General features: G+C 72.0%; 22 protein-coding genes. 13 read left to right on the top strand and 9 right to left on the bottom strand.

The annotated features are described in order from the left end of the window. Nucleotides 1–33 precede the first annotated feature (33 nt). Nucleotides 34–1,671, bottom strand: a complete 1,638-nt coding sequence (locus ABZU46_RS02455; RefSeq protein WP_354854456.1) for an ABC-F family ATP-binding cassette domain-containing protein — start codon at nt 1,669–1,671, stop codon at nt 34–36. 62 nt (nt 1,672–1,733) lie between these two features. Between ABZU46_RS02455 and ABZU46_RS02450 the strand changes: the two genes are divergently transcribed. The 3 genes from ABZU46_RS02450 to ABZU46_RS02440 all read left to right on the top strand — a co-directional run bounded on the left by ABZU46_RS02450 (nt 1,734) and on the right by ABZU46_RS02440 (nt 3,338). Further along, the gene (locus ABZU46_RS02450; RefSeq protein ID WP_354854454.1) at nt 1,734–2,504 is read left to right on the top strand and encodes an ROK family protein; all 771 of its coding nucleotides are present in this window, start codon (nt 1,734–1,736) and stop codon (nt 2,502–2,504) included. 89 nt (nt 2,505–2,593) lie between these two features. Continuing rightward, nucleotides 2,594–2,962: a tetratricopeptide repeat protein gene (locus tag ABZU46_RS02445; RefSeq protein ID WP_354854452.1), complete on the top strand. Its 369-nt coding sequence runs from the start codon at nt 2,594–2,596 to the stop codon at nt 2,960–2,962. Between the two features lie 121 nt (nt 2,963–3,083). Continuing rightward, entirely contained in the window at nt 3,084–3,338 is a 255-nt protein-coding gene (locus ABZU46_RS02440) for a Smr/MutS family protein (protein WP_088987488.1), read from the top strand. A gap of 321 nt (nt 3,339–3,659) precedes the next feature. Here the strand turns inward: ABZU46_RS02440 and ABZU46_RS02435 are convergent, their stop codons facing one another. From ABZU46_RS02435 to ABZU46_RS02420, 4 genes are all read right to left on the bottom strand, one after another. Further along, nucleotides 3,660–4,004 carry a toxin-antitoxin system HicB family antitoxin gene (locus tag ABZU46_RS02435; protein WP_334498534.1) on the bottom strand — a complete coding sequence of 115 codons (345 nt, stop codon included), beginning with the start codon at nt 4,002–4,004 and terminating at the stop codon, nt 3,660–3,662. Continuing rightward, the gene (locus ABZU46_RS02430; RefSeq protein ID WP_354854451.1) at nt 4,004–4,249 is read right to left on the bottom strand and encodes a toxin HicA; all 246 of its coding nucleotides are present in this window, start codon (nt 4,247–4,249) and stop codon (nt 4,004–4,006) included. The genes ABZU46_RS02435 and ABZU46_RS02430 overlap by 1 nt, the downstream gene beginning before the upstream one ends. Before the next feature lie 434 nt (nt 4,250–4,683). After that, entirely contained in the window at nt 4,684–5,487 is an 804-nt protein-coding gene (locus tag ABZU46_RS02425; RefSeq protein ID WP_354854449.1) for a hypothetical protein, read from the bottom strand. 45 nt (nt 5,488–5,532) lie between these two features. Beyond that, the gene (locus ABZU46_RS02420; RefSeq protein ID WP_354854448.1) at nt 5,533–5,709 is read right to left on the bottom strand and encodes a hypothetical protein; all 177 of its coding nucleotides are present in this window, start codon (nt 5,707–5,709) and stop codon (nt 5,533–5,535) included. Between the two features lie 326 nt (nt 5,710–6,035). Between ABZU46_RS02420 and ABZU46_RS02415 the strand changes: the two genes are divergently transcribed. Both ABZU46_RS02415 and ABZU46_RS02410 read left to right on the top strand, forming a co-directional pair. Then, nucleotides 6,036–6,803: a hypothetical protein gene (locus ABZU46_RS02415; protein WP_354854446.1), complete on the top strand. Its 768-nt coding sequence runs from the start codon at nt 6,036–6,038 to the stop codon at nt 6,801–6,803. Between the two features lie 16 nt (nt 6,804–6,819). Then, nucleotides 6,820–7,761: a threonine/serine dehydratase gene (locus ABZU46_RS02410; RefSeq protein WP_354854444.1), complete on the top strand. Its 942-nt coding sequence runs from the start codon at nt 6,820–6,822 to the stop codon at nt 7,759–7,761. A gap of 4 nt (nt 7,762–7,765) precedes the next feature. Here ABZU46_RS02410 and ABZU46_RS02405 read toward each other — a convergent pair whose 3' ends face one another. Further along, nucleotides 7,766–9,916 (bottom strand): tetratricopeptide repeat protein, encoded by a 2,151-nt coding sequence (locus ABZU46_RS02405; RefSeq protein WP_354854443.1) that lies wholly within the window; start codon nt 9,914–9,916, stop codon nt 7,766–7,768. Between the two features lie 284 nt (nt 9,917–10,200). Between ABZU46_RS02405 and ABZU46_RS02400 the strand changes: the two genes are divergently transcribed. Further along, the gene (locus tag ABZU46_RS02400; RefSeq protein WP_354854442.1) at nt 10,201–10,692 is read left to right on the top strand and encodes a hypothetical protein; all 492 of its coding nucleotides are present in this window, start codon (nt 10,201–10,203) and stop codon (nt 10,690–10,692) included. A 68-nt stretch (nt 10,693–10,760) separates the two neighbouring features. Here ABZU46_RS02400 and ABZU46_RS02395 read toward each other — a convergent pair whose 3' ends face one another. Next, on the bottom strand, nt 10,761–13,181 hold the full coding sequence (locus tag ABZU46_RS02395; protein ID WP_354854440.1) for a M28 family peptidase: 2,421 nt from the start codon (nt 13,179–13,181) through the stop codon (nt 10,761–10,763). Between the two features lie 326 nt (nt 13,182–13,507). Here ABZU46_RS02395 and ABZU46_RS02390 point away from each other — a divergent pair, with 326 nt between their 5' ends. The 7 genes from ABZU46_RS02390 (at nt 13,508) to ABZU46_RS02360 (ending at nt 22,351) form a co-directional block, all read left to right on the top strand. Further along, on the top strand, nt 13,508–14,707 hold the full coding sequence (locus ABZU46_RS02390; protein ID WP_354854439.1) for a fused response regulator/phosphatase: 1,200 nt from the start codon (nt 13,508–13,510) through the stop codon (nt 14,705–14,707). After that, nucleotides 14,704–16,437, top strand: coding sequence for a CHASE3 domain-containing protein (locus tag ABZU46_RS02385; protein ID WP_354854437.1), 1,734 nt, complete (start codon nt 14,704–14,706; stop codon nt 16,435–16,437). Before ABZU46_RS02390 ends, ABZU46_RS02385 begins: the two co-directional genes overlap by 4 nt. Continuing rightward, on the top strand, nt 16,434–16,886 hold the full coding sequence (locus ABZU46_RS02380; RefSeq protein ID WP_354854435.1) for a response regulator: 453 nt from the start codon (nt 16,434–16,436) through the stop codon (nt 16,884–16,886). The genes ABZU46_RS02385 and ABZU46_RS02380 overlap by 4 nt, the downstream gene beginning before the upstream one ends. After that, nucleotides 16,879–17,688: an inositol monophosphatase gene (locus ABZU46_RS02375; protein ID WP_354854434.1), complete on the top strand. Its 810-nt coding sequence runs from the start codon at nt 16,879–16,881 to the stop codon at nt 17,686–17,688. The genes ABZU46_RS02380 and ABZU46_RS02375 overlap by 8 nt, the downstream gene beginning before the upstream one ends. A 314-nt stretch (nt 17,689–18,002) precedes the next feature. Next, nucleotides 18,003–19,016, top strand: coding sequence for a hypothetical protein (locus ABZU46_RS02370; RefSeq protein ID WP_354854432.1), 1,014 nt, complete (start codon nt 18,003–18,005; stop codon nt 19,014–19,016). Nucleotides 19,017–19,052: 36 nt separating this feature from the next. Then, the gene (locus ABZU46_RS02365; protein WP_354854430.1) at nt 19,053–20,615 is read left to right on the top strand and encodes a fused MFS/spermidine synthase; all 1,563 of its coding nucleotides are present in this window, start codon (nt 19,053–19,055) and stop codon (nt 20,613–20,615) included. Nucleotides 20,616–20,686: 71 nt separating this feature from the next. Further along, nucleotides 20,687–22,351, top strand: a complete 1,665-nt coding sequence (locus ABZU46_RS02360; RefSeq protein ID WP_354854428.1) for a serine/threonine-protein kinase — start codon at nt 20,687–20,689, stop codon at nt 22,349–22,351. Nucleotides 22,352–22,390: 39 nt separating this feature from the next. On the opposite strand, the gene ABZU46_RS02355 is transcribed toward ABZU46_RS02360, so the two are convergent. Together ABZU46_RS02355 and ABZU46_RS02350 are read right to left on the bottom strand one after the other, a co-directional pair. Beyond that, nucleotides 22,391–23,059 carry a TrkA family potassium uptake protein gene (locus tag ABZU46_RS02355; RefSeq protein ID WP_354854427.1) on the bottom strand — a complete coding sequence of 223 codons (669 nt, stop codon included), beginning with the start codon at nt 23,057–23,059 and terminating at the stop codon, nt 22,391–22,393. A gap of 17 nt (nt 23,060–23,076) precedes the next feature. Further along, the gene (locus ABZU46_RS02350; RefSeq protein WP_354854425.1) at nt 23,077–24,411 is read right to left on the bottom strand and encodes a potassium transporter TrkG; all 1,335 of its coding nucleotides are present in this window, start codon (nt 24,409–24,411) and stop codon (nt 23,077–23,079) included. Nucleotides 24,412–24,471 lie beyond the last annotated feature (60 nt).

Genomic DNA, 24,471 nt, shown 5'->3' with positions numbered 1-24,471 from the left:
CATTCTCACCCCGGCCCGGCCCTCCGGCACGGATCAATCCTCGGCGATCCGCCCGGCGTCGACCCGCAGCCGACGGTTCGTCTCGATGGCGGCCAGCATCCGCCGGTCGTGGGTGACCAGCAGCAGCGTGCCGGGGTAGCTGGCCAGCGCCGATTCGAGCTGCTCGATGGCGGGCAGGTCGAGGTGGTTGGTGGGTTCGTCGAGCACCAGCAGGTTGACCCCGCGCCCCTGGAGCAGGGCCAGCGCCGCGCGGGTCCGCTCGCCGGGGGAGAGGGTCGCCGCCGGCCGCGGCACGTGCGCCGCCCGCAGCCCGAACTTGGCCAGCAGGGTCCGCGCGTCCGCCGGCGACAGATGCGGTACGGCCGCGTGGAACGCGTCGATCAGCGGCGCGTCGCCGAGGAACAGTCCCCGAGCCTGGTCCACCTCGCCGACCACTACGCCCGGCCCGAGCGAGGCGGTGCCCTCGTCAAGCGGCAGCCGCCCGAGCAGTGCGGCCAGCAGGGTGGACTTGCCCGAACCGTTCGCCCCGGTCACCGCGACCCGGTCCGCCCAGTCGATCTGGAGGTCGACCGGCCCGAGGGTGAAGCCTCCCCGGCGTACCACCGCATGTCGCAGGGTGGCCACGACGGCGCCGGCGCGGGGCGCGGCGGCGATCTCCATCCGCAGCTCCCACTCCTTGCGGGGCTCCTCGACCACGTCGAGCCGTTCGATCAGCCGCTCGGTCTGCTTGGCCTTGGCGGCCTGCTTCTCGCTCGCCTCGCTGCGGAACTTGCGGCCGATCTTGTCGTTGTCGGTGGCCTTGCGGCGGGCGTTCTTCACGCCCTTGTCCATCCAGCCGCGCTGGGTGCGGGCCCGCGCCTCCAGGCCGGCCTTGGTGTCGGCGTACTCCTCGAAGTCGGCGCGGGCGTGCCGCCGCGCCACCTCGCGCTCCTCCAGATAGGCCGCGTAACCGCCGCCGTAGTGGTGCACCTGCTGCTGCGGCAGGTCCAGCTCCACCACCCGGGTCACGGTGCGGGTGAGGAACTCCCGGTCGTGGCTGACCAGCACCGTGCCGGCCCGCAACCCGGTGACGAACTCCTCCAGCCGCTCCAGGCCGGCCAGGTCCAGGTCGTTGGTCGGCTCGTCGAGCAGGAACACGTCGTACCGGCTGAGCAGCAGCGACGCCAGCCCGGCGCGGGCGGCCTGACCGCCGGAGAGCCCGGTCGTCGGGTGGTCCAGGTCGACCGCGAGCCCGAGGTCGGCGCTCACCTGCTCGGCGCGTTCGTCCAGGTCCGCGCCGCCGAGGGCGAGCCAGCGCTCCAGCGCGTCGGCGTACGCGTCGTCGGCGCCCGCCGTCCCGGCGGTCAGCGCCTCGGTGGCCGCGTCCAGCGCCGCCTGGGCGGCGGTCACCCCGGTCCGGCGGGCCAGGAAGTCGCGTACGGTCTCGCCCGGTCGCCGTTCCGGCTCCTGCGGCAGGTGCCCGACGCTCGCGGTGGGCGGGCTGAGTCGCACGCTGCCGGCCTCGACCGGCAACAATCCGGCGAGGGTACGCAGCAGCGTCGACTTGCCGGCCCCGTTCGGCCCGACCAGGCCGACCACGTCGCCCGGGGCGACGACCAGGTCCAACCCGGAGAAGAGTGGGCGGTCCCCGTGCCCGGCGGCCAGGTCCTTGACGATCATCGTGGCGCTCATCAGGACGGCAGCCTATCCGGCTGCTCGCATAAGAGCCGACGGCAGCGGGCAGACTCAACGGCGTGGTGACCACTCTGGCGATCGACTGCGGTGGCGGGGGCATCAAGGCGTCGGTCCTCGACGAGGCCGGCACGATGCGCGCCCGCCCGCTGCGGGTGCCGACCCCGTACCCGCTGCCTCCCGCCCTGTTCGTCCGGACCCTGCTGGAGCTGGGCGGGCGGCTGCCCACGGCGGACCGGCTGACGGTCGGCGTACCCGGGATGATCCGGCACGGCGTGGTGGTGGCCACCCCGCACTACGTCACCCGCAGCGGCCCCCGCTCCCGCATCGACCCGGACCTGCTGGCCGAGTGGTCCGGCTGGGACGCGCGAGGCGCGCTGGCCGACGCGTTCGGGGTGCCCGCGCTGGTGCTCAACGACGCCGAGGTGCACGGAGCGGGTGTGGTCGCCGGCACCGGCTGTGAACTGGTGTTGACCCTGGGAACCGGGCTGGGCAGCGCCCTCTTCGACGGCGGCGTGCTCGCACCGCACCTGGAGCTGTCGCACGCGCCGGTGCGCTGGGGCACCACCTACGACACGTACGTGGGTGAGCCGGAGCGTCGGCGGCTCGGCGACGCCTTCTGGTCCCGGCGGATCCGGCAGGTGGTGGACGGGCTGCGCCCGGTGTTCCGGTGGGACCGGCTCTACCTGGGCGGGGGCAACTCCCGGCTGATCCGGCCGGAGCAGCTGGCCCGGATGGGCGACGATGTGGTGGTGGTGCCGAACACGGCCGGGATCGTCGGCGGCGTCCGCGCCTGGGAGCTGGCCGCCGGCCGCCGGGACGCTCGCGCCTGACCCTATTTCCACCCGGGGAACAGTCGCCAAACGTCGAGTGTTGTGCCAGCGTCGGAACAGGTGACGGCGCGACCCGAGGAGGTGGGCAGATGGATCTTCTGGCGGACTACCGGCGGGCGACCATGTTCTTCGAAACCGGTGACCCGAGCCGAGCGGCCCGACTGCTGGAGCCGATCGTCGACGCCGAACCCGGCAACGCCGCTGTCCGGCAGCTGCTGGCCCGGGCGTACTTCCAGTCTGCCCAGCTCAACCGGGCCGAGGAGCAGCTGCGGGAGCTCGTCGACCGGGACCCGAGCGACCACTACGCGCACCACGTGCTGGGCCGGACGCTGGAGCGGCTGAACCGGCACACCGACGCGCTGCGGCACCTGCGGATCGCCGCAGCGATGTACGCGGCCAACGACGACTACCGGATCGCGCTGCAGCGGGTGGAGACCCGAGTGGGCGGCACGCGCTGAGCGGAGACCTGGTGATGACGAAGGGGCGGTCCGCAGGACCGCCCCTTCGTCGTCCGGCGGACGGGCCGACGGGCGTGCCTAGGATGGCGGACATGGGACCTGACCGGCCGGGGGCTGCGGCATGAAGCTCAAGCTGGACCTGCACGACATCTTCAACAAGGGCCAGGACATCGACCGCGCGCTGCGCGGGATCATGGACGAGGCGGTGGCGAAGAAGGCCACCCTCGTGGAGATCATCCCGGGCAAGGGGTCGGGGCAGCTCAAGAAGCGGGTGCTGCGGTTCCTCGACCAGAAGGACGTCAAACAGCTCTACCACCGCGTCGAGAAGGACTCGAAGAACTTCGGCCGCCTCTTCGTCCACTTCCGCTGGAAGTAGCGACGGCATGCGCCCTGACCTGCGGCTGAGGTCTTTGGCGGCGGGTCCGAAACAAGATCATGCCGTCTCCAGGCCGTTGCCGGGCTCGGGAGCGTCCTCCGGGTCCTGGTCCTCGCCTAGCGCCTTGTCGATGACGCGGCGGGTGCGGTCCTCGCTCGTCGGCAGCAGGTGGCTCACGACGAACTAGAGGATCTGCAGATCCACCAATCAGTGCGGCTTCGCATTGACCACGGTTTCCGGCGTCGGGGCTCGCCCTGCATCGGCTGAAGTGGTATCCGACGCGGCCCGGCTTCCTTGCGGGAGCCGGGCCTTTCGCGTTGATCAGGCTGCTGTCAGCTTCCGTACGACATATTGGTTGAGGCTCAGTCCATCCTCGGCGGCATGGGTTGCCAGCTCGCGGTGCAGGCTTTCTCCGACGCGGACATTGAACTTGCCTGAGTAGCTACGTTCGGCGAATGGCTCCGGCACCTCCTCGCCTTGCTGCTCCATGTCCGCGATCACCTCACGCAGTAGCTGTTCGAGTCCCTGCAGGGCCTCGATTTGAGAGGAAGCCAGCCACGAAAGGGAAGGAAACTCGGCGCAGGTGGCGACGAACTCGTTGTCCTGGGCCGACCATGTAACGCGGTAGGTATAGTGAGTTACCTCTGGATCGGCAACGGTCTGCATCACATGGCCTCCTTCTTCTCGATCGCCTTTAGCACTTGCCGTACCTGGTATGCCTTTGCCTTGCCTCTATCGTCTTGAATATTCACGCGCGGGTCCCCCGCCCACGGCATCTTGAAAACCGCGTGGGAAGTCCCGTCTTGTCGGGGCTCCCCGAAGTAGTGCTTGCAGACCCTCTTGAGATCGTTGTAGGCGATGTTCTGCGGGTTGCTTCGCATCGCTTCTATGATCTTGTTTACCGAGGGCACGCCTCGATGGTACTACCTGTGGTACCAGGTGGCAACGCTGCCGCGTGCACGCCTACCCGCAGCACGCCTAGGCATGCTGCGGCCAGTTCTTCCGGCTGTGCCAGGGAGGGCGGGGCCTCTGGCGGGGTCCTCGGGCACTCCGGGATGTGACGCCATCCCGACCACCTCCGTCCGGGCAGGCCCCACCCACTCCACCGAGGCGCGGACGAAGGCCGACGGGATGGCCAGGGGCGATCGGATGTGGCCGGGGTGGCTGGACTGGACGGCCGAGGACGCTGAGTTGGGGCAACTTGATGCTGGTTTGACTCAACTTTGACCGCTGTGCGTAGCCTGCCAAACAAGCTTTCCTCTGTCGGAATGCCAATCGCAATCTCGTCCTTCGGAAGCATCCCCGGCAAAGATCAATGCCGCTGGAAGTAGCGGCTGTCGTCTGATCAGCCGCCCGGCCGATCGGGCGGCGGCGTTGGTGCCACGGTGACGAGCCGGGCCGTCGGTTCCAGGTTGGCACAGAGATTCCGGGGGAAGGCAGGCGCGGCCTCGCGGACCGCGTCGCACCCACCCGACGTGGTTCGGGCGACAATCGACCATCCGGCCGGCTCGTTACGCAGGAAGTAGCGCCGCACGGCGGTGTTCACCTCGCACCCAGGGCGTGGCTCGGCGCCGCACGATGTCGGGTCGTCGGCCACCGTCATGACCAGCCACGTCCCGTCGCAGGCTTCGACGTGACCCTGCGAGTGGCGGGACACGTCCATCCCGCGTACGGCCGCGCGCGTCCAGGTCGGGTCGCAGCGGTCCTTCGGTGGGTTGCAACCCAGGTTCTCGTCACACCGGGTGTAGGCGCCGTTCTTCAGCGCCCACGTCTTCTGGTTGAGCGACAGCGGACGGTCGCCGATCGGCTCCGCCGACGTGAGGGTCACCTCGGCGGGCGCGAAGGTCGGGCAGGCGCCGAACGTGTCCGACTCGGCCGACTCCTGCACGATGTTGGCGAAGATGACGCCGTTCTCCTCCTCGTGGTGGCCGACCTGGACGTTGCGCGAGCAGCCGTCGCGACCGGCGAGCGCCTTGACGTGCACGGTGACCGCCCGGTCGCCCGGACCGGGGGTCACGCCGCTCACCTCGGCCTCGTAGGTGCCCCACACGGCGGAGCCGTCTCCGGGCCTTGTCTGGGGAGCCGCGCAGGCAACCACTCCCGGCACCGCGGCAGTCAGCAGGCAGAGAACGGTGGCGAGCCGGCGCATGGGTGGCATTCTGCCCGGCCGTGCCACATTTGGTGGCCCCGCGAGTCAGGCGTCGGTGCGGGAGGTGTGCACGACCGGGCGACGGGACCAGCACTGTGGGCGCTGCCGTACGGCCAGCTCCAGAGCGAGGTGGTCGGACTCGATCATTTCCCGGGCTATTCGACGCGCCATCTCCAGGCGGTCGACGTACGCGTCAAGATCGGTCGGGCCGGCGCCAGCCATAATCGAACTCCTCGTCCGCATTCGAACTACTCGCATCATCCACCGGGCCGGAAGTCGTCACCATTCCCCGATCGGTGGAATCGACCCGCCGTACGGCTCGGTGTGACGTACCCCTGGTGGGGCCGATGGTAACGGCGCATCCGCCACCCCGCCCTTGAACTGCGGAAGTGTTCACGACATGCGCTGCGGTCAATGGTGCGGTGCGGGTTTGCCGCCGGTGGCTACATTGCACCGTGCGCGGGTCGGGGGGCGCGACTTGTCCGGTGAGGGATCTTCGGTACGGGAGGACCGCCGTGCGGCAACCGAGCAGAACCGATCCGTTGTTCGTGGCCGTCGAGTCCGCGGTGATCACCCGGTCAGACGTCGCCGGGCTCGTGGCGGGGCGGATCGCCGCCGTCCGGGTGCCGGGGCTGCTGCCCGCCGCCCGCTGCCACGCGATCACCGCGGCACTCGCCGACGCGGAGATGGACCGTTACGACGAGAGCCGGGTGTTTCCCGTCGTCGCCAAGTTCGGCCCGGCCATCAACGATCACCGGGACGGCGGTGACCTGCGCGACGACTACTGGGAGGCGGCTCGTGCCGCCGAGAAGGGCTGGTCCGCGCTGGGTCTGCCGGACGCGCCGCGCGAGCTGTGCCTGGCCGCGTTCCGGTCGGCCTGGCCGGATGTGGCACCCGGGCGGCGGCAGCGGCGGGAGATGCACGTCGGCATCGTCCGCGAGATCAACGCCGGCCTGCAGATGCACTTCGACGACGCGGTCCGGGAGTACGCCGGCCGGCTGCTCGACGCGGAGGTGGTGGCCCAGTTGGCGTTCAACATCTACGTCCGGGTGCCGCCCGTCGGCGGTGAGACGGTGCTGTGGCGTCGCCGGTGGCAGCCGAGCGACGAGGACCTGCGGATTCCCGGCGGGTACGGCTATCACGAGTCGGTGGCCGACGGCGCGCAGTCGTTGACGTTGCGGCCCGAACTGGGAGAGGGATTTCTGTTTGACCCGCGTCACTATCACACGGTGCGTCCGGCGACGGATGGCCGGCGAATCTCCATAGGATGCTTCGTCGGGCTCACCGACGACGGTCGACTGGCTCTCTGGTCGTAGCGAAGGGCGTTTCCCCATGGTGGACAAGAGCGACGTCGAGGCGGCTGCGGCGCTGGTGCAGGGTCGGGTCCGGCAGACGCCGGTCATCTCCGTCGACGGCGCCGACCTGGGCGTGCCCGGTCTGCTGAGCCTCAAGCTGGAGCTGCACCAGCACACCGGCTCGTTCAAGCCGCGCGGCGCGTTCAACCGGATGCTCCAGGGTTCGCTGCCGTCGGCCGGGGTGATCGCCGCCTCGGGGGGCAATCACGGCCTCGCGGTCGCGTACGCGGCCCGGTCGCTGGGCGTGCCGGCGGAGGTCTTCGTGCCGGTCACCGCCTCGCCGGTCAAGGTGCAGCGGCTGGCCGGCCTGGGCGCGCAGGTGCGGCAGGTGGGCCAGCACTACGCCGAGGCGTTGGCGGCCAGCACCGAGCGGGCCGGCGAGACCGGGGCGCTGGTGGTGCACGCGTACGACCAGCCGGAGGTGGTGGCCGGTCAGGGCACCGTGGGTCGGGAGTTGGAACGCCAGCTCGACGGGATCGACACCGTGCTGGTGGCGGTCGGCGGCGGCGGGCTGGTGTCGGGCATCGCGACCTGGTTCGACGGGTCGGTACGCGTCGTCGCCGTCGAGCCGGAGCAGATCCCCACCCTGCACGCCGCCCTCAAGGCGGGCCGACCGGTCGACATCGAGGTGGGCGGCATCGCCACGGACTCGCTGGGCGCTCGCCGGATCGGCGACATCGCGTTCGACACCGCCCGTCGTACCGGCGTGGTGTCCGTGCTGGTGCGCGACGAGGACCTGGTGCGGGCGCGTCGGCTGCTCTGGTCGGAGCTGCGGGTCGCCGCCGAGCTGGGCGGCGCCGCCGCGTTGGCCGCGCTGGTCGGCGGGGCGTACGTGCCGCAGGCGGGGGAGCGCGTGGCGCTGATCGTCTGCGGTGGCAACACCGACCCGAGCGACCTGGGCCCGGCGGCGCCGCACTGACGGGTCAGCCGCCGTTGCGCAGGCGGCGCAGGGCGTGCTCCACCTGGAGGGTGTCCAGGTGGGTGTCCCCGAGCAGCCGCCGCCGGTCGGCCAGCAGGTGCTCGTACACCCCGATCGCCGCGTCGACCTGCCCGTCGAGCAGCAGCACCACGGCGAGCGTGGCCCGGATGGCGAGCACCTCGCTGCGGTCGGCGTGCCGGGGCTCCACGGTGGCCAGGGTGGCCCGCAGCTCCGCCTCCGCCTCGGCGAGGCGGCCCTGCTCCTGCATGCACCGGGCCAGCGTGTGCCGGGCCTGCCACGTCTCGGGCTGGTTGAGCGGCCACAGCCGGTAGCGGACCTCCAGGATGGCGTGCAGCATCTCCTCCGCCTCGGGGGCCCGGTGCTGGGCGAGGACGGCCAGCGCGAGGCTGTGCCGCACGATCATCGTGTCCCAGTGCTCGGGCCCACGGACCTGGTCCTCGGCGGCGACGATCTGCCGCAGCTCCGACTCGGCCTCCGGCCACTGGCGCTGCGCCATGATCGCCTTGGTGAGCTTGTGCCGGCTGGCGAGGGTGTCGGGGTCGTCGCTGCCCAGCACGCGGGTGCGGTCGGCGATCACGTCGCGCAGCACCCGGTCGGCCATCTCCGGTTGGTTGCGCTCCAGCCAGGTGCGGCCCAGCTCGTGGCGCAGCGCCAGCACCTGGGGCCGGTCCAGGTCGTGGTCGTACGCGGCGCAGCCCCGCACGATCGGGTCGAGGATGTCGAAGGCCGAGCCCGGCAGGCCGATCGCGATGAGGTAGCGGGCGGTGAGCCGGGTCAGCTCCAGCGCCCGGCGTACGGTCTCGGGGTCGTGCTTCTGCCGCTGCGGCACGAGGTATTCGCGTACCGCCTCGACGAGGTGCGGCACCAGCACGTCCCAGTTGGCCCAGACCGCCGAGTCGTCCGGGCTCTGCCCCTCGGTGGCGGCGAGCAGCAGCTTCATGACCACGCCGTGGTATTCGGCGATCTGCTCGCGAACCTCGTCGCGGTCGCGGAACATCGCGTGCACCAGCGGGTGCAGCGACAGCACGTGCGCGAAGGCCGGGTCGGTGACGTCCTCCTGGACGTCGAAGTCGACCAGGGCGAGGTCGCCGATGCCCTCCAGCACCTTCACCCGCTGCCGGGCGGTAAGCCCTTCGAACAGGGGCGACCCGGCCAGGATGGCCGGCTTGAGCACCACCTCGTAGGGCACCGGGGAGATGCTGAGGCAGGCCAGCACGTTGAGCAGCGGTCGGCTCTGCTGGAGCTGGCGGCGGGCCAGCAGGTCCAGTGAGATGTCGTCGACCTCGCGGACGATCTCCAGACCGAGCGACTCGTCGAGGTCGACGTCGGCGGCGTCGCGCGGCGAGCGGAACCGGCGTTGCACCGCCCAGCGGTAGTCGGCGAAGGTGGTGATGGTGGACGAGCCGCGCCAGACCGGGCTGGCGTTGACCGAGCGGAGGTAGTTGCCGGCCGCCCGCAGCGCCAGCGGCAACCCGCCCAGCTCGCGGGCCAGTTCGCGGGCGTCGTCGAGGCCGCCGGCCTGCGCGCCGGCCCGGTCGATGAGCACCTGCGCCCCGGCGTCGGCGTCGAGCGGGCGCACCTGGTGCAGAATCGACCAGGTGCCCCAGGTCGCCCGGTTGCCGTCCCGGGTGGTCACCAGGACCATCCCGTCCTCGGCCTCCGGCCTGCGCAGCCAGCCGGTGCCGTCGGCGAGCACCCCGTCGGTGGGGCCGAGCGTGCCGGGCTCGTCCACGCTGTCGAAGATCAGCAGCCAGGGCTGCTGGGCCTGGTTGAGGTAGCGCCAGACCAGGTCGGTCGCGCTGATCATGCCGGCCCACGCCTGGTCGACCTGGCTCTCCGAGGCGCCGAGCTGACTGACCACCTCGCGCATTCCGGAGTTGAGCCGACCGGCCTGCACCCACCAGACGGTCCGGCCGTCCGCTCGGGCCCGGCGGGCGATCTCCAGGGCCACGTGGCTCTTGCCGGAGCCGCCCATGCCGCACAGGATGTGCACCGACGGCTGTTCGCCGTCGGCGTCTGCCGGATGCATGATCTCGTCGATCAGGTCGTCCCGGCCGTGCAGCGGGCTGTCCAGGCGCCCGAGTGGCGGGTCGACGGAGACGCGACTCGGTCGGTCGTAGGCCGGCCGGCGCACGCCCGCATCCTCGGGTGGAACGTCCGCAGTCAATGCGGTCCCCCTTCGGTGGCGAAATTGCGGCGCGGCGGGTGGCAGAAAAGATCATGTCCACTGAGTGGACATTCGGAGGGATAGTCACCCGCCCTACGTCAACCGCAAGGGTATCCACCACCGTACTGGCTTGCACACTCTCCGTTTAGGTCGCCCGGCTGACCGGAATCGGCGCCGCGAATTCCAATTCGCCGTCCATTCGGGCCGATCCGCCGTGCTCGTTCCTCGCGCGGCGGTTCCACGATGGACGCATGAACTGGTTGCCGTACGACGATGTGGCCGACTGGGGTTCGGTGCCGGACTGGTTCGGCGCGCTCGGCTCCATCGCGAGTGTGCTCTTCGTCTATCTCGGGCTGCGCCGGGAGATCCGCGCCCGGCGCACCGACGAGCTGCGGTTCCGCGCCACCCAGGCCCGGCTGGTCTCGGCGGTGGCCGAGATCCGGGGCAAGTCGGTGCTGCGGGTGACCGTGGCCAACGAGAGTGACGCGCCGGTCCTGGACGTGACGGCGCTGCCGCGACTGGTCCCGTCCGACGATCCGGAGGGCACCCCCGTGGACCTGGCCGGTGCGAAACAGGTCCGCCGGATCCACGGCCGGGAAAGTTCGGATCTGTTCGTCACCGTCACGGCGGAGCATCGGCTACAAGCGGCGACCGACACCGTTCTGGTGGAGCTCACCTTCACCGATCATGACGGAAACCGCTGGCGGCGTATCGGCTCCGGTCAACCCGAGCCGGTGAGCTGACCGAAACGCAATTCCAACGACTGTGGTCCGGCGGCTGATTCGTGCCGCCGGACCACCGGTTTTTCTTCTCAGAGGGGATACGTGCGGGCGACCGCCAGCATCTCGGAGCTGTGTGATCCGACGACGCCGACGGCCGGCGGCCGGGGCCGGAAGCCGGGCAGCGCGTCCAGCCCGTCACTGGCGTCCATCGCCCGCAGCGCCACCTGCGCGGCGATCGGCCGCAGCGTCAACGTGACCTCGACGCCCTCCGACGGTGGGGCGTGGAAGACCAGTCCGAAGCCCCACCTGCCCGCGCGGGGCTCCACGGGCACTGGACGGCCGGCCACCTCGGCGCGCACCACGGTGGCGGTCGCCGTGTCGACGTGCAGGGTGGCGAGCCGGACCGCCCGCTGCGGGGTGAGCCGCAGCCGCAGCGTGCGCTCACCGCCGGCGCTGGTGTCGGCCAGCACGTCGAGCTTCGGCGCCGGCAGGTTCGCCGCCTGCGCCGGGCCGGCGCGCAGCTCCGCGTCGCCCAGGCCGGGGAAGTCGTCCGCCACGCTGGCCACCCCGTCCACGTAGCCGTCCGTCCACGGCTGCGGGTCAGTCTCGTGGCTCAGCCAGCGGGCCTGCCCGGTGCCGGCGTCCAGGGCGTACATCAGGTGGGTGGGCGCGGGGTGGGCGGCGTCGAACCGGTCCACGGCCAGCCCGACCCCGGCGAGCACCACCGCCGCCAGGGCGGCGGCCCCGGCCGGCAGCACCGCGAGTCGTCGGGCCCGCAGCGCCACCAGGCCGCGCTGCCCGCCGGCCTGCGGGTGCAGCAGGTCGACCACCGGCAGCGCGGTCAGGCCGAGCAGCACCGCGACCAGCGCGGCCACCCCACCCATCGCCATGCCCAACGCGGGAAAGAGCAGCACCACTGTCGGCAGCAGGATCACCACGCCGACCGCGGCGGCGGCCGTCACCGCCACCACCGGCCACGGCCCGGTCTGCCGGGTCCGCAGCGCGACCAGCCCGCCGAGGGCGCCGGCCAGGGCCGGCAGGGTGGTGAGGTACGCCCCGCCGGGCACCGCCACGGCGAGCAGCACCCCGAGCAGGGCCAGCCAGGCCAGCCCGCCGACGGCGAGCGCGGCCGGGCCGATCCGGCGGCGGACCAGCGCGTACCAGGTGAACAGGATGGCGGCGGCGAGCGCCAGCACGGCCATCCGGTACCAGATCGGCCGGTACGGGTCGAGCAGTTCCGCGTACCCCGGACGGATCGCGGTGATCGCCAGCCAGAGCAGTTGGGCGGCGACCGGCGCGGCCACGATCGGCCCGAGAGCGAGGCCGAAACCGGCGGCGAGCTGTCCCGTGCTGGCCCGACCGCTGCGGCGGGTCAGCCAACCCAGGGCCGCGACGGCGAGTACCGCGAGCAGGGCCAGCGGCAGGACGAGCCAGCCCGGGTAGCGGACCAGCCCACCCGGGACCGGGAAGTAGGTGGCGTCGTACCCGGAGCGCAGGTCGGTGAGATCGGTGCGGCCGAACTCCCGGGCCAGGCCCAGCGCGTTGTCCCCGTGCTGCTGGAGGCTGCTCCGATCCATCGCGGCCGGGGTGTCCAGCGGCGTGTGGTAGATCGCGCCGCCGTCGATGTACGCCGAGTTCAGCCCGACGAACTTCTGATCCAGGAAGGCGGTGAAGTCGGTGTCGTTGGGCAGCGCCCGGTAGATCTCCACCGCGAACGAGGTGCCGACCGGGTGCGGGGCGGCCCGGCCGAAGACGTCCACCAGCTTCGCGTTGTTCTTCGACGTCTCGAACATGATCACCGGGCCGGTGGAGCCGCGCGCCTCCAGGTTGAGCACCACACCGCCGTCGGCGGCGAGCGGGTGGCTCGCGGCGAACGCGGCCGCCCCGCAGAGACACGCCTCCTCGGCGTCGGTCAGCACGAAGACGATGTCGTTGCGGGGCCGGGGGCCGGTGGTCAGCGCGCGGGCCACCTCCAGGATGGCCGAGGTGCCGGCCGCGTCGTCGTTGCCGCCCGGCCCGGTCTGCACCGAGTCGTAGTGGGCGACCAGGAACACCCGACCCGTCGGGTCGGTGCCGGGCAGTCGGGCCACCACGTTGCGCACCCGGGCCACTGTCGCCCCGCCGGCCGCGCCACTGAGCTGGCCGGCCTCCGGCGCGATGGTGTCCTGCACCTCCGTCTCCAGGCCCAGGCCGCGCAACTGCTGCTCGACGTGCGCGCGAACCTGGTCGTTGGCCGGGCTCCCGGCGACGTGCGACCGGGCCGCGATCACCTGGACGTCCTCGTACGCCCGGGTGGCGCTGAACTCGCCCGCCGGCGCGTCCGCCGGCCTCGGCGCCGGGGTGCGCAGGTCGAGCAGGCTGCCGGCACCGACGGCCGCCAGCGCGACCAGCGCCGCCGCGGCGGCCAGGAGCCGCCGGCGCGGTCGGGTCAGCGCACGGTCGGCCGGGGGTACGCCCGGACCCGGCCGGAGCGGTACGCCCGCCGTGACGGGGGTGGGGGGTGCGCCCATCCGAACTCCTCGAAGGTGGTGGGGCCTGGGGTGGCACCATCCTGCCCTCCGGTGGCCCGGGACGGGATGGCCGGGCGTCCACCGATCTCCCGCCCGTCGGCGGGGCGCTCGGCCACCGGGCACCGACCGGCCGTCCGTTTTGTCCCCCGGCGGGCAGTGATCCGGCCCATCCCCGCCCGTGCCGCGCCCATCGTGTTGTGTGCGACCGTTGTCTAATACAGGATCAGCAGGGCACTCGGAAGGAGCCCGACATCACCAGCGAACTCCCGCGTCTCGCGGCGGTGACCCGGCCGCACCGGGGAGGCGGCCTGGCCGCGTCCCCAGTTGTGCCGTACCCGCACGGTGGCCTGGCGCGGCACGCCAACCTGCCGCCCGGCGAGCGGTTGCGGGTGCTGCTGGTGGAGGACGACGAGGGTGACGCCTTCCTGGTCGGTGAGCTGCTCGCCGAGACGAACTCGATGATCGACCTGGTGGTCGCCACCAGCCTCAGCGAGGCGCGGCAGCGGATCACCGGCGTCGACTGCGTCCTGCTCGACCTGGGCCTGCCCGACGCGCAGGGGCTGGACGGGCTGCGCCAGGTGCTGGAGATGCCCAGTGGGGCCGCCGTCTGTGTGCTGACCGGCCGCTCGGACGAGCACATGGGCATCGTGGCCGTCGCCGAGGGCGCACAGGACTACCTGGTCAAGGGCCAGGTCGACGGGGTGCTGCTGACGCGGGCGCTGCGCTACGCGGTCGAGCGCAAGCGCGCCGACGTGAACGCCCGCCGGCTGCGTGAGGTCGAGTTGCGCCAGGCCGAGTCGGCCCGACTCGAACGTGGCCTGCTGCCCCAACCGTTGATGACGACCGACCAGGTGGCGGTGCACACCTTCTACCGGCCGGGTCGACACGCCGCGCTGATCGGCGGAGATTTCTTCGACGTGGTGCAGACCCGTCCGGACCGTCTCGACCTGATCGTCGGGGACGTCTGCGGGCACGGGGTGGACGAGGCCGCGCTCGGTGTGGAACTGCGGGTGGCCTGGCGGGCCCTGGTGCTCGCCGGGGTGCCGGACGACGAGGTGCTGCCCGCACTGGAGCAGGTGCTGATGAGTGAGCGCCGACTTCAGGAGATCTTCGCGACGGTGGCCACCACCCGACTCGACCTGGACGCCAACCGGGCCACCGTCCGACTCGCCGGGCATCCGCCGCCGCTGCTGCTCTCCGGTGGCCGGGTCGTCCCGGTGCCCGCGCCCGGCGGCCTGCTGCTGGGCGTACGACCTCGCCGGCCGATCGCCTACGACCTGGAGTTCGACACCGATGACTGGTCCCTGCTGATGTACACCGACGGCCTGATCGAGGGGCGGGTGGGCGCCGGCAACGAACGGCTCGACGTGCCGGGCCTGAGCGGGCTGCTCGACGAGCCGGCCAACCGGGAGGTGTCGCTGCCCGAACTGCCGGCCTGGCTGGTCGGTCGGGCCGAGCAGATCAACGGCGGCCCGCTCGCCGACGACGTGGCCATGCTGCTGGTCAGCCGGGGCGGTGGCCGGTGAAGCCGGTGAGCGGCGGCTGGAGTCTGCGCCGCCGGGTCATCACCCTGCTCACCGTCGTGGGCGTGCTGCTGATCGGCCTGGCCACCGCGGAGGCGGCGATGGCCGCCCGCAACCGCACCCAGATCGACGCCATCCTGAACCAGACCGGCCCGCTGCGGGTGCAGTCGCAGGAGCTGCTCAACGCGGTGCTCGACCAGGAGACGGCGGTTCGCGGGTACGCGGTCAGCGGTGACCCGGCTGATCTGAGTCCGTACGAGGCGGGGCTCGAGCAGGAGAAGGCCACCATCAGCGCGATGCGGGCGCTGCTCGACGACTACCCGCAGATCGGCCAGGAGTTGCGGGTCGTCGAGGAGAGGGCCGAGCAGTGGCGGGGGGCCGTGGCCGAGCCGGTCATCGCCACGACCGAACAGGATGGCACCCGCGCCGGCCAGGCGTTGGTCACCGAGCAGGCCCGGCAGCGGTTCGACGAGGTGCGCTCGGCCGTCGACGACCTCCAGCAGGAGATCCTGGCCGCCCGGGAGCAGTCCGCGGCGAACGTCCGCAACAGCAGCAACGTGCTGGTCATCCTGTTGATCATCGCGGCCGTGGTGGTGGTCGTGGCCGGCACGGTGCTGCTGCTCTCGCTGGACCGGATGGTGATCCGGCCGCTGACCGGGCTGGCCACCCAGGTCCGCGAGGTCGCCGAGGGCGACTACCAGCACCGCATCGCCACCGTCGGCCCACCGGAGTTCATCCGGCTCGGCGACGACGTGGACGCGATGCGCCAGAAGATCGCCTCCGACCTGGCCGAGGTGCGGGAGGCCCGCGAGCGCATCGAGTGGGTCAACAGCCAGCTCCAGAAGCAGGCCGAGGAGCTCACCCGGTCCAACCGCGACCTGGAGCAGTTCGCGTACGTGGCCTCCCACGATCTGCAGGAGCCGCTGCGCAAGGTGGCCAGCTTCTGCCAGCTGCTCCAGCGCCGCTACGCCGGGCAGCTCGACGAGCGGGCCGACCAGTACATCGCCTTCGCGGTGGACGGCGCGCAGCGGATGCAGCGCCTGATCAACGACCTGCTCGCGTTCTCCCGGATCGGCCGGCTCACCACCGGCTTCGTCGACGTCGACCTCAACAAGGTGATGGGCGACGTGGCCGGTCAGACCGAGGCTGCCCGGCAGTACGCCGACGCCGAGCTGACCTGGACCGAGCTGCCGGTGATCCGTGGCGAGGAGCCGCTGCTCACCAACCTGCTGGCCAACCTGGTCAGCAACTCGATCAAGTTCCGCCGTCCCGACGTGCCGCCGAAGGTGCACATCTCGGCCCGGCTGGTCGGGGCCGAGTGGGAGATCAGCTGCCAGGACAACGGCATCGGCATCGAGCCGGAGTTCGCCGACAAGATCTTCGTGATCTTCCAGCGGCTGCACTCGAAGGACGCGTACCCGGGCACCGGCATCGGGTTGGCGATCGTCAAGAAGATCGCGGAATATCACGGCGGCCGGGTCTGGGTGGACACCGACGTACCGGAGGGCACGGCCATCCGGTTCACCCTCCCGGCACGTCCCGAGGACGTGGAGGCGGCTGCCGCCACCGACCCCGCCGAGCAGCCGCAGCCGGCCACGCCGGGGGACACGACGCCCGCGGACGAGGCGTCGTCCGCGCTGCCGGAGCACTCCGCCGGAGCGGACCAGCCGGACCGGGCCGACGGGTCGCCGGAAAGCGGTAGAACGGGTGACATGAGGGAGACGGTGGGATGACCGCGCCGGCGGACGGCAAGAGCCCGATCGAGGTCCTGCTCGTGGAGGACGATCCGGGTGACGTGTTGATGACCCAGGAGGCGTTCGAGGAGCACAAGCTGCGCAACCGGCTGACCGTCGTCTCCGACGGCGCCGAGGCGCTCGCCTACCTGCGGCGGGAGGGCCAGTACGCCGACGCGCTGGCGCCCGACCTGATCCTGCTCGACCTCAACCTGCCCCGCCGCGACGGCCGCGAGGTGCTCGAAGAGATCAAGAAGGATGACGAGCTGCGCCGGATTCCGGTGGTCGTGCTCACCACCTCCCAGGCCGACGAGGACATCCTGCGCAGCTACCAGCTGCACGCCAACGCCTACGTGACCAAGCCGGTGGACTTCGAGCGCTTCATCGCCGTGGTCCGGCAGATCGACGAGTTCTTCGTCAGCGTGGTCAAGCTGCCGCCTCGTGGCTGACACCCTGCTCGACGACGTCGGTGACCTGCTCCTGGAGGCCGCCGACCAGGTCGTGCTGCCGCTGTTCCGCAAGCTCGACGACGCCGACGTGTCGGAGAAGGCGCCCGGCGAGGTGGTCACCGTCGCCGACCGCCGCGCCGAAGAGTTGATCTCCGCTGGGCTGCGCAGGCTGCGGCCGGGCTCGACGGTGGTGGGGGAGGAGGGTGTCGCCGACGATCCGGGGCTGCTGCGGCACCTGCGCGACAGCGGAGACGTGTGGCTGGTCGACCCGGTCGACGGCACCGCCAACTTCGCCGCCGGCCGCCGGCCGTTTGCCCTGATGGTGGCCCTGCTGACCGACGGCCGCCCGACCGCCGGCTGGATTCTCGACCCGTTGGCCGGGACGCTGGCCGCCGGTCGGGCCGACGAGGGCACCCTGGTCAACGGCCAGCCGGTCGACGTCGCCGACGCCGTGCCGCCACTGGGCGACCTGCGCGGCGCGGCGATGACGCGGTTCCTGCCGGCGGAGGCCCGCGACCGGGTCCGCGCCGGCGGTCGGCGGCTCGGCGAGCTGCTGCCCGGCCAGCACTGTGCCGGCCGGGAATACCTCGACATCCTCACCGGCGAGCAGCAGTTCACCCTCTTCTGGCGCACCCTGCCGTGGGACCATGCGCCGGGCACCCTGCTGGTCCGCGCCGCGGGGGGTGTCGCCCGCCGGTTCGACGGCGTCGACTACCACCCGGCCGACGATGGCCGCGGGCTGCTGGTCGCGGCCAACGAGCAGGTCTGGGCCGAGGTGCACGAGGCCCTGCTCGGCTCCTGATCCGCACACCGCGCGACGTCTCCAGACCGTGTGACGGACGTCCGCGCCGCGACTCCAGGCCGTCGACGACGACGGCCGTGGGGCGTCTCCGCCCGGTGTGCGACGACGGCCAGCGCGGCATCGGCGCGCAGTGCGCGACGACGGCGGCACGCTGTGTCGACACTGGGGCCGGCGGGCGGTCGCGGGGCTGGTCACCGGCGCGCGTTCCGGTATTGTGACCGGCGGTCTCCGCCAGCAGGCCGCCGACCGGCGCCGGCGGGGACGCCGCCGCGCAGAGTTCACCGGGGGCCGGCGGTCGACGGAAGGACGCTGTCGTGCCCAGGACCAGGCTCAGCCAGCGGCGCGTTCGCCGCGTACTGCTCCCTCTGCTCACCGCCGTCGCGCTGGTGCTCGCCGGCGGGGTGCCCGCGTACGCGGAGCCCGGTGAGGGCGGCACCAAGAAGTTGCAGGACGCGCTGGAGCTGACCGCCAAGGGTCACATCGAGGCCAAGGCCAAGCTGGACAACTCCAAGCGCCGGCAGACGGCGTTGACCGGCGAGCTGAAGGCCGTCGAGGTTCGGCTGGTCGGGCTCACCGCCCAGGTCGGCGAGGTGGCCGCGCAGTCGTACCGGGCCGGTCGGCTCACCCCGACGGCGATGCTGCTCAACACCGCCACCCCGCAGGCGTTCCTGCAACGGGCCGCCGACCTCGACCTGATGGCCCAGCGGGACAGCAAGCGGCTGCGCGATCTCACCGAGGCCCGGCAGCAGGCCCAGCAGGCCAAGATCGCCATCGACACCGAGGTCCGTGAGCAGCAGAAGCAGCTCGCCGTGATGGCGAAGAAGAAGAAGGAGGCCGAGGCGGCTCTCGCCGAGGTCAGCTCGGGCAGCAGCAACGGTTTCAGCGGCGGCAGCTCCACGTCGGCGAAGCCCGCGCCGCGCAACTCCGACGGGTCCTGGCCGTCGGAGTCCTGCTCGGTGAAGGACCCGACGACCTCGGGCTGCATCACCCCGCGCACCCTCAACGCGCTCAAGCAGACCCAGGCCGCCGGCTACAAGCGGCACGTCTCCTGCAAGCGTGAGGGCGGCGGCGGCGAGCACCCGAAGGGGCGGGCCTGCGACTTCTCGGCCGCCACGAACGGCTTCGAGGACAAGAACGCGACCGGCGGCGACAAGGCGTACGGGGACAGCCTGGCCGCCTGGCACGTGCGCAACGCCGACCGGCTGGGTGTGCTCTACGTGATCTGGTACCGGCAGATCTGGCATCCGGGCACGGGCTGGCGGTCGTACAGCGGCAGCGGCAGCCCGGCCGCCAGCCACACAAACCATGTTCATCTTTCGATGTACTGACCCAAAGCGCCCGCTTCGCTGCGTACCATCGCGACGATGAGCTCCCCACCGTCCGACGTCGCGACCACGCCGGTCTCCTCGGGCCCGTCCGTGCCGGTCACCGGCCGGGCGCTGCCCGGCGGCCTGGCTGCCTTCCTGGTCTTCTTCGCAAGCGGCGCCGTGCTGGTGCTGGAGACGGTCGCGCTGCGCCTGGTCGGCCCGTACGTCGGGGTGACCCTCCAGGTGACCAGCTCGGTCATCGGCATCGCGCTGGCCGCGATCGCGTACGGGGCCTGGGCCGGCGGCTGGCTCGCCGACCGGCGTGACCCACGCGGTCTGCTGGCGCCCGCCCTGGTGCTGGCCGGGATCGCCACCGCAGTGACCCTGCCCGTGGTGCGCTACGCCGGGGAGGTCCTGCGGGGCGGGGCGGCCAGCGCCATCCTGCTGCTGGTGGCGCTCGCCGTGTTCGTGCCGGCGGCGCTGCTGGCCGCGGTCACCCCGCTGGTGGTGAAGCTCCAGCTCGCCGACCTGCGTCGTACCGGCCAGGTGGTCGGCCGGCTGTCCGGCATCGGCACCCTGGGCGGCATCACCGCCACCCTGCTCACCGGGTTCGTGCTGGTCGCCGCCCTGCCCAGCACGGTCATCCTGCTGTCGCTGGCGGTGGCGCTCGGGCTGGCCGGCATCGGCCTGGGGTGGTATCTGCGGCGGCAGGCGCGCACCGACCTGCCCGGTCCGGCCCGTACCCGGGCCGCGCTGGCCGTCCTCGGCCTGCTCGGGGCGGGGCTGACCACCATCGCGCCGAACCCGTGCGACATCGAGACCGCGTACCACTGCGCCCGGGTCACCACCGACCCGCTCCGGCCCAGCGGCCGGACGCTGCTGCTCAACTCGGCCCAGCACTCGTACGTCGACCTGGCCGACCCGAAACACCTGGAGTACGCGTACACCAAGTGGATCGGCGCGGTCGCCGACGTGGTCGCGCCGGCCGGGCAGCGGTTGGACGCGCTGCACCTGGGCGGCGGCGGGTTCACCGTGCCGACGTACCTGAGCGCCACCCGACCGGGCACCGACAACGTGGTGTTCGAGATCGACGGCGGGCTCGTCGAGCTGGGCGAGCGGGAACTGGGCGTACGCCCGGGGCCGGGCCTGCGAACGGTGGTGGGCGACGCCCGCATGCTGGTCGCCGGTGAGCCGGCGGACAGCCGCGACCTGGTCGTCGGCGACGCGTTCGGTCACCTGGTGGTGCCCTGGCACCTGGCGACCCGGGAGATGGCCGCCGAGATCCGGCGGGTGACCCGCCCCGGCGGCGTGTACGTGCAGAACGTCATCGACTACCCGCCGCTGCGGTTCATCCGCGCCGAGCTGGCCACGGTGGCCGCCGAGTTCACCCACGTCGCGTTGATCGCCCCGCCGGAGGCGCTCGCCGAGGAGCGGGGCAGCAACTTCCTCATCGTCGGCTCCGACGCCCCGTTGCCGCTCGCCGCCGTCCGCGCCCGCCTCGACGAGGTCGACCGGAGCGTCAGCCTGCTCTCCGGCGCGGGCCTCACGGAATTCGTCGGGGAGGCGACGGTGCTGACCGACGACTACGCCCCGGTGGACCAACTGCTGGCGACCGCCTGAACGGGTGATATTCCTGACCGATTCCGATCCTTCAGGTGTAGCCCGGTCTCCTGTGGGCAACAACGGCCACCATGGGCGGTGGGGACCGGAACGGCGCACAACTCCTCGATGAGCGGTACCGGCTCATCGAGCAGCTCGGCGCGGGCGGCATGTCGGTGGTCTGGCGCGGTTACGACGAGGTGCTGGGCCGCCAGGTCGCGGTGAAGGTGCTGGCCTCGCGGCTGGCCAGCGACCGGGCCTTCCGGCACCGGATCCGCATCGAGGCGCAGGCCGCCGCGCGGCTCTGCCACCCCAACATCACCAACGTGTACGACTACGGCGAGTCCCACCAGGTCGGCATCACCGTGCCGTACGTGGTGATGGAGCTTGTCGACGGCGGTTCGCTGGCCGGCCGACTGGGCCGCGAGGTGCGGCTGCCGTGGCGTGCGGCGGTGACCATCGGCGCGGAGGTCAGCTCGGCGCTGGCCACCGCGCACGCTCGCGGGGTCGTGCACCGCGACGTCACCCCGGGCAACGTCATGCTCACCTCGACCGGGGTGAAGGTGGTCGACTTCGGCATCTCCGCGCTGGTCGGGGAGAGCGAGAAGGGGCCGGACGGCGCGCTGCTCGGCACGCCCGCGTACCTCGCGCCGGAGCGGCTGGACAACGGCCAGGTCTCCCCGGCCACCGACGTGTACGCCGTGGGGCTGCTGCTCTACCGGATGCTCACCGGCCGGCTGCCGTGGGAGGCGAACACGACCACGCAGATGCTGCGTGCGCACATGTACAGCGACCCGGACCCGATGCCGGCGGTGCCCGGACTGCCCGACGCGGTGACCGACCTGGTGCGGCGCTGCCTGGCCAAGCGCCCCGCCGACCGGCCGACCACCGCCGAGCTGGCCCGCACCCTCGCCGAGGCGGCCGGCATGCTGGCGGCGGTGCCGGTGTCGCCGGCGGCCGGTCCGCTGGATCCCGCCGAGCTGGCCAACGCCGGCACCACGATCCTGCCCTGGTCGGCGGAGACGGACGCGCTCCCGCTCTCGCGTACCCGGCGCAGCCGCGACCGACGGGTGAACCGGCGGCGGCGGGGGGTGGAGGCCGGGGTGGCAGCCGTCGGGCTGATCGCGGTCACCGGGGCGATGTGGGGGTTCACCTCCCGCAGCCCGGCAAGCGGCGAGGACCGGCCCACGACCGAGGCGCGGATGGGCCTGCCCGAGACGGCGCCCTGCGAGGTGGCGTACGCGCTGCGCACCGACTCCGGCAAGGACTTCACCGCCGAGCTGACCCTGACCAACACCGGTGACCGCGAGCTGCGCGACTGGACGATGAACTTCACGTTCCCCGGGCAGCAGACGGTGACGAAGGCGGAGCCCGCCCCGGTGCAGCAGCAGGGCGGATCGGTGCAGATCCGGCCCGCTGCGCAGCGGACGATTCTGGCGCCGGGCGCGGCCGAGAAGCTCACCCTCGCCGGGACGTACAAGGGGGCTAACCCGTTGCCGGTGGAGTTCCGGCTCGGCGACGCGACCTGCAGGGTACGCGTCTCCGGCGTGGCCGGGACGACCCCGTCCACGGCCCCGCCGAGCAAGGCTGCCCCGACGAAGGCCCCGACGAAGGCACCGACCAAGAAGACGACGGTACGCAGCGGCTCCGGCGGTGCCGCGCCGAAGCCCAAGCCCCCGAAGCCCGCCAAGGCCCCCGCGAAGGAGCACGCGAAGCCGACCGACGCCAAGGGGCCGGGTGGTCCGGGAAAAGGGTGAAGGCGCCCCATAAGCGCGCCGCGCACCACAAATGAGGCGTCAGCGTCGCCCCGCGAACCGCTGCACCTGGTCGATCCCACCCTCCACGACCAGCACCCCGTCCCGCGGCAGCGCCGTGTCGTCCGAGGCGTACCGGAAGCGTTCACCGGGCACCTTCGCGCCGATCACCCGGACCCCGTAGCGCTCCTCCGGGCGCAGGTCGAGCAGGGTGCGACCGGCCAGCGACTGTGGCACGCGGACGGTGGCGATCGCGAAGTCGTCGTCGAACTCGATGAAGTCGAGCAGCCGGCTGACGATCAGGTGGGCCACCCGGTCCCCGGTCTCCGCCTCCGGAAAGATCACGTGGTGCGCGCCCACCGACGACAGGATCTTGGCGTGCTTCTGCGAGGTGGCGCGGGCCCAGATCTGCGGCAGACCCAGCTCGACCAGCGCCAGCACGGTGAGCACGCTCGCCTCCACCGAGGCCCCGATGGCCACCACGGCCCGGCCGAAGCTGGTGACGCCGAGCTGCCGCAGGGCGCCCTCCTCGGTCGTGTCCGCCTGGACCACTCTGTCGAGTTGGGTCGAGAAGCGCTGCACCTGATCCGGGTCGCGGTCGATGGCCAGCACCTCACGGTCCATCCGGGTGAGAGCGCCGGCCAGGTGGCACCCGAACCGACCCAGCCCGATCACCACGATGCCGCTGCCGTCCGATCGTCTCGCCGACACCTCGACCCTCCTTCTCGTCAGCCGACAATGGGTTGTTCCTGGGGATAGCGATAGAGCCTGCGCCGGGTGTTCAGGGCGATCGCCGACCCGAGGGTCAGCGGCCCGACCCGGCCGATGAACATCAGCACGGTCAACACCACCTGGCCGCTGGGCGGCAACTCGCTGGCCAGACCGATGGTCAGCCCGGTGGTGCTGAACGCGGAGGTGACCTCGAACAGGGCGGCGATGAACCGCACGCCCTCGGTGAGCAGCAACAGGAGCATCGTTCCGGCCGTGACCAGCGCGACGCTGAGCAGGGCCACGGTGATGGCCTGCCGCTGGCTGGCGGTGGCCACCCGGCGGTGCCCGACCGTCACGTCGGGCTCGCCGCGCAGCTCCGCCCAGATGGTGAACGCCAGGAGGAAGAACGTGGACACCTTGATGCCACCGGCGGTGCTGGCGCTGCCGCCGCCGATGAACATCAGCACGATCAGCAGCGGGTAGCTCTCCTCCTGCAGGTCCGTGATGTTCAGCACGTTGAAGCCACCGGTACGGCTCAACGCGATCTGGGTGAAGGACGCGAGCACCTTGCCCTCGGCGTCGTACAAGCCGATGGTGCTGACGTTGGTCCACTCGGCGGCGAGCAGGCCGACGACGCCGAGGATCAGCAGCGCCACGCTGCCCCAGATGGTCAGCTTGGTCGCCACCGCCCAGCCCGCCGGCCTGCGCCACTCGCGCACGGCCTCGAACAGGGCCGGAAACCCGAGCCCGCCGACGATGGCGCCGAACGCCAGCGGCAACGACACCCACGGATCGCGGTCGAAGGCCAGCAGCCCTTCCGAGTAGAGCGAGAAGCCGCCATTGTTGAACGCCTGGACGGCGTGGAACACGCCGGACCAGAGGGCCCGACCGGGCGTGTAGTCGTACGCCCACCAGAGGCGGCCGGCGACCAGCGCGGTCATCACCGCCTCGCACGCGAAGACGGTGACCGCGATCCGGCGCAGCAGCCGGGCCACGTCACCGACCCCGAACTCCGCCGTCTCGGCCTGCACCAGCAGCCGGTTGCGCAGCCCGAGCTGGCGGGAGACCACGAGGATGACCAGCGCCGCGACGGTGAGGATGCCGAGACCGCCGAGCTGGGTGAGCAGGGTGATCACCACCAGGCCCCAACCGGACCAGTAGTTGGGGGTGTCAGTGACCGCCAGGCCGGTGACGGACACCGCCGAGGTGGCGGTGAACAAGGCGGTGACCAGGGGCGGACGCTGGTGCTGGATGGTCGACCAGCGCGCCAGCAGCAGCGCGGTGCCGAGCAGGATCGGCACCAGGAACCCCAGCGGCACCAGCCGCACGGGGTTGCGGAGTAACCGGCGCACCAGACAATCTTCCTTTTCCGGGTGGCAGCCCGAGTGGGAACGCCCATTCCGGAGATTCAC

This window comes from Micromonospora sp. NPDC005197, from assembly GCF_040608295.1.
Classification (GTDB): Bacteria; Actinomycetota; Actinomycetes; order Mycobacteriales; family Micromonosporaceae; genus Micromonospora.
This window is presented reverse-complemented; position numbering and strand designations above follow the sequence as displayed.